This is a genomic window from uncultured Aquabacterium sp. (assembly GCF_913773725.1).
Lineage (GTDB): Bacteria > Pseudomonadota > Gammaproteobacteria > Burkholderiales > Burkholderiaceae_C > Aquabacterium.
The window spans coordinates 1-9,888 of the sequence record NZ_CAJYGK010000085.1 but is presented as its reverse complement, the minus strand read 5'-3'; the positions used below and the strand labels follow the sequence as shown (position 1 = coordinate 9,888).

The window sequence follows — 9,888 nt, the reverse complement described above, 5'->3', positions numbered from 1 at the left end:
TCCCAATCGGTTCCATCGGGATTCGCCGACGAGGATTGGAGTGTCACCAGTCGATGTTGCGCGTCGGTCGCCCAATACCACCCATCCAGCCATTGAGTCCAGGGTTCGGAGCCGGTTACGGGCGGGGTGGCAGCCACCTGCACCCGAGCCCGCTGCGCGTCGCGCTCAAACCACAAGGCCGCGGCATAAATCCACGTCACGAGGAACAAGCAAAATACCCAGACCGCAGCCTCGAGATATGTCAGGACCGCAATGCCCAGAACGCCCGCAATGGCCCAACCGGCAAACCGCGGACCCTTCCGCGGCATACCCGACATTTCACCAGGCTGCGATTCTTCGTGGCGCTGCATCCAAATCATTGTAAGGACCCCCGCAGGGGGTTTCTTCTGCTGGCTGAAGATTTCACGAAACGAGTAAAGTGAACGTGAAGACTGCCACAGTCTGAACCATGGGAACACCTTAGACGCGACGCCGCCGTGCCTTCTTCCACCTCAAGGACATGCCCCAGGATCTGCTCTCGATGCGCCAGCCCCGGACGATGATCCTGTTGCTCGCCGGGCTGCTGCTCGTTGCCGTCGCTGGCTGGCTGGGCGGGCTGTCGGGCCTCGGCCTCAGTCTGACCGCGCTTGCTGCAGCGGGTCTCGGCTATGCGGCCCGGTTGCGCTCCGAACCCGCGCTCGACACCGCCTCGGCCATCCCGACCGAAATCGGCCCGACTGTGACGCAGACGGTGCCGGCGGTGGTGGACGGCATCGACCTGCTCGCCCTCAGCCAGCGGGTCGTGGAAGGAGCGCACGCTGCCCCTACCCTGCCGCAGGCGCTTTACCGTGTCGGCCAGGCGCTCAGCGAAGCGCTGGGGGCGCCGAGTTGGATCTGCCTGCGCGTGGAGGGTTGGAACGGCGAATCCGCGCTGCTGCGCCCCTGGATGGACACCGGGGACGACGGCGATGACGTGATCGACATCACTGCCATCGCGACCACCCACAAGGACGACCGCCCTCTCGGCCTGGCGCTGGGCCAGTTGCGGCCCATCACCGGTGAGCTGGCGCCCTCCGGCAACCCGTCCTATGCCTGGCGCCCTCCTGGCACGCGCCGCGTTCTGGCGCTGCCCGTGGCCATCGAGGGCTGGCCGCTGGCCTTGCTCGAATTCGACGACCCGGCGCCCAGTTCCTCGGCCATGGAACGCGTGCTGGACATCGCAGCCATCCAGCTCGGCTTCGTGGCCCAACGGGACGCGAATCTCGCCCGCATGGCCAGCCATGCCGAGCACCTGGGGCGTCTGGGCCTTGTGGCATCGCGCATCAGCAGCGGCGTGGCCATCACCGACCGCAACGGCGTGATCGAATGGATCAATTCACCGTTCGTGGCCCTCACCGGCTGGCCGGAAGAGTCCGCCCTCGGCTGCAAGCTGACCGACCTGCTGGCAGCCGAAGTCAGCGACCCGGCCACCATCGCCGAGCTTCAGGAGCACCTTGCTCGCGGCGTGCCTTTCCGCATGTCGTACGAGTCGCACCGCGATGGCTCGGCGGAGTCCAGCTCGTACTGGGGCGAGATCGATGCCATCCAGATGCTGGACGAAAGCGGCGGTCGCAGCCAGTACGTGTGCCTGTTCAACGACATCACGCGCCGTAAGGCCCAGGAGCACGTCCGGGAGCAGGAGCGAGAGTTCCTCGAGGCGCTGCTCGGCAACCTGCCGGTCAGCCTGTTCGTGCTGGACCCGGCCAACCTGCACGTGGTGGCCATCAATCGCTACACCGAGGTCGAGTTCCAGCTCGAGCGCGACAAGGTGGTCGGCGGGTCCGTGGAATCGGCGCTCGGAGAGACCGGTCTGGCGCTGGCCCGGCCGTTCATGGAAGAAGCCATTGCGTCCGGCGAAACCGTCGAGCACGACTTCACCTGGCACAGCCCGGCGGGCGAGAAGGTGGTCAACGCGCGGTACTTCGCCCTTCGCCATGCCAACGGCAATCCTCGCCTCCTGATCTCGCTCGTGCGCGACATCACGTCGGCCCGCCAGGCGCAGGCCGATCTGGAGGAGTCGGAGCGGCGCTTCCGGGAACTGGTCGAGTCGATGGACGATGGCGTGTACGTGGCCACCGAGCGGCGCGAGACCTACCTCTACCTGAGCCCGCGCACGCAGGAGCTGTACGGCCTGAGCACCGAAGAGATCCAGGCCACGCCCGAGCGGCTGCGCCGCATGATCGTGGCCGAAGACCAGCCCCTGCTCGCCGAGCAGGAGGCCCGCGAGGCCCGTGTCGAGGCCACCGACGCCCTGTTGCGCCTTGTCGTGCCGGGCAAGGGCATGCGGTGGTTGCGCCACCGGACCCGCGCGCGTCGCCTGCCCGATGGCGAGCTGCGCCTGTATGGCCTGGTGTCCGACGTGACGGAGGACCACAACCAGGCGCTGGAGTTGCAGCGCGCCCGCGACCTTGCCGAGGCCGCCAGCCTCGCCAAGAGCCAGTTCATGGCCAACATGAGCCATGAGATCCGCACGCCGATGAACGGCATCCTGGGCATGACGGAGTTGCTGCTGGGCACCCCGTTGAACGACAAGCAGCGGCGCTTTGCGCAGGCGGTCTACCGCTCGGGCGAGAGCCTGCTTGAGATCATCAACGACATCCTGGACTTCGCCAAGATCGAAGCCGGCAAGCTCGAACTGGCCACCAGCGACTTCGTGCTGCGCACCCTCGTCGAGGACACACTGGAACTGATGGCCCCCCGGGCGCATGAAAAGGGGCTGGAGCTGAGCTTCCGCGAGCAGCCCAGCCTGCCGGCCGTCATACACGGCGACCCGCTGCGACTGCGTCAGATCCTCACCAACCTGGTGGCCAACGCCATCAAGTTCACCGAGCACGGCGAGGTCGTGGTCGACATCCGCCGCGCCATCGGCCAGAACAGCTCCAACGCGGCCAGCACCCAGATCGAGCTCGAGTTCATGGTGCGCGACACCGGGATCGGCATCCCACAGGAGATGCTGCCCCGGCTGTTCAGCGCCTTTGTGCAGGCCAACGCGGGCATGTCGCGGCGCTACGGCGGCACCGGCCTGGGCCTGGCCATTTCCAAGCAGCTGGTCGAGCTGATGGGCGGCACGATCGAAGTGCACAGTGCGCCCGGCGTGGGTTCGGAGTTCGTGTTCCGCATCCCGGTGCGCGTAGGCGATACCCAGGCCGACATGGCCATGCTCGAAGAGCCCGACATGCCGGCCTTCCGCGTGCTGGTGGTGGACGACAACGACACCAACCGCACGGTCATCGAGAACATGCTGAACGCCTGGGGCATGAAGGTCACCCAGGCCACCAACGGCCGGGAGGCACTGGACCTGCTGATGGCCCCCGGCACACCCGACGGCACCTTCGATCTGGCGCTGGTGGACATGAGCATGCCCGAGCTCGACGGGCTGGGGCTCGCCGAAGCCCTGCGCCACAGCGGCCGCCACCCGCAACTCAAGATGGTGCTGCTGTCCTCGGTGTCATCGCCCGACGACGTCAAGCGCGCCCACGACGTCGGCTTCCAGCGCTTCGTGCCCAAGCCGCTGCGCAAGGCGGAGTTGCGTCAGGCCATCCTCGGGATCACGGCCGAGCTGGGCATCGACAGCGGCAGCGACCTGCCCCATCTGGGCAAGCACGTGCTCGTCGTGGAAGACAACACCGTCAACCAGGAAGTGTGCACCCAGATGCTCAAGCGCCTAGGGTGTGAAGTCCGCGTTGCCAGCTCGGCGCTGGAGGGTCTGCGCAAGCTGGGCGAGCACCGCTTCGACCTCATCTTGATGGACATCCAGATGCCCGGCATGGACGGCATCGAGGCACTGACCTGGTTCCGTCGCGGCTCCACCACGCGCTTCCACTTCATCACCCCGAGCCAGACCCCCGTCGTGGCCGTGACGGCCAACGCCCTCGAGGGCGACGAGCAGCGCTTCCTGAGCCTCGGGTTCGACGATTACCTCTCCAAGCCCTTCCGGCAAAGTCAGTTGCAGAAGATCCTGATCGAGCACACCCAGGAGGCGGTGGAGACGGGATCCGCCCGCGCCCCGCTTGTGCCCGACGCCACGACCCCTGCCCCCCATAGGGATGAGCAGGCGACAACCTCCGCCAACCCGGCCGCCTCCGGTCCGGAACTGGTATACAACGAGACGGTTGTGAATCAAGCAGTCCCACCCGACGAGCCGGCCCAGGCTCCCCAGGAGCCACCTGTCGCCCCGGCGTTGCAGGCCGAGGACACGTCCATCCTGGACGCCGAAGCCCTCAAGCGGCTGCGAGAGCTGGATCCGCGCGGGGACAACCGCCTGATCGAGCGCGTGGCCTCCGCCTTCGAGGCGTCGGTCGGGCGGCTGTTGCCCCAACTTGACGATGCCTTGCGTGCAAAAGACCAGGCGTCGATCCTGCATGTCGCGCATACACTCAAGTCTTCGTCGGCGAGCATCGGCGCGCTCAAGTTGTCGCAACAGTGCGCCGAAATCGAGCACATGATCCGGCGCCAGACAGGAGAAGACTTGCATCCACGCATCCGCGAAATCCCGCTCGAGACGGAACGGGTGCTGCGCAGCCTGCGCGCGCTGCTGGAGTCCGCCAGATGACGTTCGGGTCGTACTTCGTGCCGGACGATCCTGACGAACAGCCGCGCGTGCTGCTGGTGGACGACGACGAAGTCAACCTGTTGTTGACCTCGATCGCCTTGCGCGAACGCGGCTTTGCCGTCACCGAGGCCAGCAGTGGCGAACAGGCCCTGCACATGATTGCCGACTACCTGCCCGACGTGGTCGTGCTCGATGCCGTCATGCCGGGGCTGGATGGCTTTGCCACCTGTCAGGAGTTGCGCCAGCTGCCGGGCTTCGAGACGATTCCGGTGCTCATGCTCACGGGTCTGGACGACGAGGCCTCGATCACCCGGGCCTACGAGGTCGGCGCCACCGACTTTTTCGTGAAGAGCACGCAGTGGAGTCTGCTGGCCGGCCGGCTGCGCTACCTGTTGCGCGCCGCGCGCACCCGCACCGAACTGGAACGCAGCAAGTTCAAGCTGGCCCGCGCCCAGGAGCTGGCCCGCATGGGCAGCTTCGACTGGCGCCGCGGCGGTGGCGACCTCGTGTTCTCGCTCGAAGGCCTGCGCGTGTTCGGCCTGGGCCCCTACGATCGACTGGGCCTGCGTCGCATCATCCGGATGATGCCGCTCGAAGAACAGAAGGGGTTTCGCCGCATCCTGCGCGAGGTCCTGAACCACGGCACGGTGCTGTGCAACGACATCCAGGTCAACCTGATGGACGGTCGCCAGCGCATCCTGCACATCGAGGCGGAGCCCGAGTTCAACGAGCTGGCCAACATCATCGGCTACACCGGCATCGTGCAGGACGTGACCGACCGCCGCATCGCCGAAGACAAGATCAAGCACCTGGCCAACTTCGACACCCTCACCGGGCTGCCGAACCGCAGGCAGATCTTCTGGCGTGCCGAACGCGCCATCGAACACGCCAAGCGCCAGAAACACAAGGTGGCGCTGCTGCAGATCGGGCTGGATCGTTTCAAGATCATCAACGAAAACCTGGGCCACCACGCAGGTGACGAACTGCTGATCGAGGTCTCGCGTCGGCTGCGCAACTGCGTGCGCCACTCCGACCAGATCATCGAAGGCGGCATGGAACTCCTGGGGCAACGCACCCACCGCACGCTGGAGGCCGTGGGCCGCCTGGGGGCCGACGAGTTCGTGGTGCTGCTGCCCGAGGTGTCGACCGACGAGGAGGCCATGGCCACCGGCCAGCGCCTGCTGGATGCCCTGCGCGAGCCGATGATGGCCGCCGGGCAGGAGTGTTTCATCACGGCCAGCGTGGGCGTGGCCGTCTTCCCGGGTCATGGGCTGAACGTGGCCGACCTGCTGCGCCACGCCGACGTCGCGATGGACATGGCCAAGACCCAGGGCCGCAACGCGGTGCAGCTGTACGACCCGCAGCTCGCCAGCAAGGGCCGGGTGCGCCTGGACCTGGACACGGCGCTGCACAAGGCGCTGGAGCGTCAGGAGCTGGTGTTGTACTACCAGCCGAAGATCGACGTGCGCACCAGCCGGATGGTTGGCGCCGAGGCCCTGATGCGCTGGCAGCGCAATGGCCAGCTCGTGCCCCCGGGAGACTTCATTCCACTGGCGGAGGCCACCGGCCTCATCAACAACATGAGCCTGTGGGCCATTGCCGAAGCTGCCCGCCAGGCACGCATCTGGCAGAACGAATTCGGCTTCGACTCGTCGATTGCGGTCAACCTGCCCAGTCGCCTGTTCGAGCAGCCAGACCTGGTCGAACGCATCGCCAGCATCCTCGCACGCGAAGGGGTCACGCCGCGGGCCATCGAACTCGAGATCACCGAAACCGGCCTGATGAAGGACCTGCAGGGGGTCGTGCCTTCTCTGCACCGCCTCAACCAGCTCGGTACCGAGATCTCGATCGACGACTTCGGCACGGGTTACTCGTCCCTCGCCTACCTGACCACGCTGCCGATCAGCGAGTTGAAGATCGACCGCTCGTTCGTGCATGACCTCGGCGACACCCCGCAGAGCACGGCCGTGGTCTCGGCCATCATCGCGCTGGCCCGCGCCCTGGGCCTGCGGGTGATCGCCGAAGGGGTTGAACATGAGGCCCAGATGAAGGTGCTCTACAACCTCGGCTGCCACATCTGCCAGGGCTTTCTGTTCGCACGCCCGATGCCGGCCCACGAACTGAGCCAGTGGCTGCGCGACACGCAGACGGTGCGACCGCTCCCCCGCATTCCCGAAGACGACATCGCGCGTGCTGGCGTGTCGCCTCCCCCTACGTACTGAACCATGTCCCACCCCGGCAAGATGCCCGACGGGCAGACCCCTGCCCTGCTGGCCAAGGCGGCGCTGCGCCGCCTGGCCGAACAACGACTGGAACCCACGCCCGAGCACTTCCGGCAGGCCTACGAGGCGGAGGCCGGTGGCGCCATGCAGGCAGGCATGTCACCGGATGACGGAGCCCGTGACCACGAAGAAGGCGAGCGCTGGGCGGCCCTGATCGGCCGCGTGGTGCGGGCGGCAGAGCGCGGAGGGCGACAGTGGACCCTGGCGCGCAAGAAGGACAGCCTGCAGCGTGTGCTCGAAGGCAGTAAAGGCTCCGGTACGCGGTTGCATCAGCGCCTGGGCCAGCTGATTTCCAGCTGGGATGCGGACACGCTGGATGCCGCTCCGCTGGAAGACCTCGGCCCTGATTACGCCGCGCTGGCGACCGAGACCGTCGCAACTGCAGCAGCCCCGGCACCGGGGGCACCGGCCGCCGCGGCGGTGCCACCACGCTCCGGGGCGGACGGGGTGACCTGGCCCGCGGTGGCCAGCCATGCCGTGGCCCAACTCGGCGACACCGCCGTGCAGGCCCTGCAAGGCCCGGGCGTGCCCCAGGCCGAGGCCACGCAGGCCTTGCGCAGCGCGCTCACGAAGGTCCAACAGTCCGGCGGACTGCCTCCTGCCGAGGTCAATGCCCTTCAGGTCGAGTTGACCCAGGCGTGCAACCAGGCGCGCCGCATCATCGACCACCGGCACCTGCTCACCTCGCAACTGACGCAGCTGGTGTCCTCGCTGACCGACAGCCTGGTGGACCTGGCCGAGGACGAAAGCTGGGCGCAGGGTCAGTGCCTGGCCATGCGCCACCAGATCGCCGAAGGGCTGAACCGCCGCGGCATGGACCACATCCAGGCGCTGCTGGCTGACACCCGCCAGCGCCAGCGCGTGCTCAAGTTCGAGCGCGAACAGGCCCGGCAGGCCTTGAAGACCCTGATCCACCAGATGCTGCAGGAACTCGCATCGCTGGGTCAGACCACCGACCGTTTCCAGGACAACCTGGGCAAGTACGCCGACACCATCGGCGAGGCCGACACACTGCAAAGCCTGGCCGGCGTGGTGCGCGAGATGGTGGCGGAAAGCCGCGCTGTGGCCACCGTCGTGGCCGACACGCAGCATCGTCTGCACACCGAGCACAGCCGGGCCACCGAGCTCAGCGCACGCGTGCGGCAACTCGAGGACGAAATCCGGCAGCTGTCGGCCGAAGTGGCCACGGACCCGCTCACCCAGGTCGCCAACCGACGTGGCCTGGACAAGGCCTTCGAAGCCGAGCGCTCCCGCGTCGACCGTGCCGGCACGCCGCTGGTGGTGGCCTTGCTGGACGTCGACAACTTCAAGAAGCTCAACGATCAGTTGGGACACCACACGGGCGACGAGGCGCTGCGCTTCCTGGCCAAGCGGGTCAGCGAATGTCTGCGCCCGGTCGATGTTGTCGCACGCTACGGCGGCGAGGAATTCGTGGTGCTGCTGCCCGACACCACCCTGGAAGCGGGGCAGCAGGCCCTGACGCGGCTGCAGCGCACGCTGAGCGCCGAGTTCTTCACGCACGACGACAAGAAGGTCTTCATCACCTTCTCGGCCGGCGCCACGCTGTACCGGGCCAGCGAAGCCCTGGAAGCGGCCCTGGAACGCGCCGATCTGGCCTTGTACGAAGCCAAGCAACTCGGCAAGAACCGCACCTGCGTGGGCTGAGCCGGTCAGCGCCCCCAGAGCCGACGCAGCACGGCCGGGACCTGCTCCGGCAGGTCGTCGGCCAGCAGGCCCGGACCGAAGGCCTGCGCGGCCTCACCATGCACCCACGCCGCCGCGCAGGCGGCCTCGAATGCGGGTACGCCCTGGGCCAGCAGCCCTCCGATCAGTCCGCTCAGCACGTCCCCGGAACCGGCCGTCGCCAAGCCGGCGGGCCCGTTGGTGTTGACCACCACGCGCCCCTCCGGACAGGCCACCACCGTATCCGGCCCCTTGTGCAGCACGACCGCCCCGCTGACGCGCGCCGCCTCACGGGTGCGGGCAATTTTGTCTGCCTCAGACAGGTGGCCGAAAAGCCGGCGGAACTCTCCCTCGTGGGGCGTGAGCACGACCGGTCCGGCCACCGCGCGGAACAGCGTCTCCGGCTGGGCTTCGAAGGCGGTCAGCGCGTCGGCATCCAGCACCACGCCCCGGCCTTGCGCCAGCATCAAGGCATCGATCACGAGGCTGCGCAAGGTCGCAGAAGCATCATCCCCCGGAAGGCCCAGCGCGGCGCCCGGTCCCATCACCAGACTGTGCCACTTCAGCTGCCCGAGGTGGCGCGTCCAGGCGGCTGACAGCGCGTTGCCGTCACCGTCGTCCAGGGCCTGCACCATGCTGCACAGCAGGGCCGTGGCATAGACCGGCCAGACCTGCTGCGGCACCAGCAGGGTGGTGAGCCCCGCGCCAACCCGGGCTGCCGCGCGCGCTGCCAGCCGGGCTGCCCCTGTCATGACTGCTCCCCCCAGGACGACGGCGTGCCCCCGTGCGTACTTGTGGAGGTCGGCCGCCCCACGGTGGTTCACCCGCCTGTCAACGGGATGGGCCCAATCGGCCTGCCAGAGAAGCGGTGCGTTTTCATGCGGGGTGCCCGAAGGCGGCGACGCGCAGGTGGCATCCAGCGCGGCGTCGGCGATGCCGATGTCCCTCACCAGCAGCTCGCCGCACAAGGCCCGCCCCGGCATGAGCACATGGCCCCGCTTCTTGCGAAAGAACGTGACCGTGAGGTCTGCCGCCGTGGCCCCCCAGTCGGCCCCGGTGTCGCCGTGAACGCCGGACGGGACATCCACCGCCACGATGGGCACACCGGCGTCACGCGCCCTGCGCAGCACATCGGCGCCCAGCCCGTCCACGGGGCGCGTGAGCCCTGCACCGAAGACCGCGTCCACGACCAGGGAGGTGCCCTCCAGGTCCTCGCGGCCGAGGGCCGCAGCGGACAGCACGGTGGCAGTCCGCTGAGCATGGTGGGCCGCGTCGCCGTGCAGCGCATTCACCGGCACCGACAGCCGCCAGCGCACGGGCCAGCCGGCCTCGTGCAGCAGCCGGGCGATGACA

General features: G+C 67.9%; 5 protein-coding genes. 3 read left to right on the top strand and 2 right to left on the bottom strand.

Annotation, left to right across the window (positions count from 1 at the left end; genetic code table 11):
* Nucleotides 1–350, bottom strand: a 350-nt coding sequence (locus QZ709_RS09260; RefSeq protein ID WP_294636985.1) for a hypothetical protein, incomplete at its 3' end; no start/stop codon positions are given.
* 170 nt (nt 351–520) lie between these two features.
* Between QZ709_RS09260 and QZ709_RS09255 the strand changes: the two genes are divergently transcribed.
* From QZ709_RS09255 to QZ709_RS09245, 3 genes are read left to right on the top strand one after another with little or no spacing between them, the layout of a single operon-like run.
* Nucleotides 521–4,570 carry a response regulator gene (locus QZ709_RS09255; RefSeq protein WP_294636984.1) on the top strand — a complete coding sequence of 1,350 codons (4,050 nt, stop codon included), beginning with the start codon at nt 521–523 and terminating at the stop codon, nt 4,568–4,570.
* A complete protein-coding gene (locus QZ709_RS09250; protein ID WP_294636983.1) occupies nt 4,567–6,792 on the top strand; it encodes an EAL domain-containing protein in 2,226 nt (741 codons plus the stop codon). The genes QZ709_RS09255 and QZ709_RS09250 overlap by 4 nt, the downstream gene beginning before the upstream one ends.
* Nucleotides 6,793–6,795: 3 nt before the next feature.
* Nucleotides 6,796–8,517 (top strand): diguanylate cyclase, encoded by a 1,722-nt coding sequence (locus tag QZ709_RS09245; protein WP_294636982.1) that lies wholly within the window; start codon nt 6,796–6,798, stop codon nt 8,515–8,517.
* A gap of 5 nt (nt 8,518–8,522) precedes the next feature.
* Here the strand turns inward: QZ709_RS09245 and QZ709_RS09240 are convergent.
* Nucleotides 8,523–9,888 (bottom strand): NAD(P)H-hydrate dehydratase (locus QZ709_RS09240; protein WP_294636981.1); only part of this gene is annotated, 1,366 nt, incomplete at its 5' end.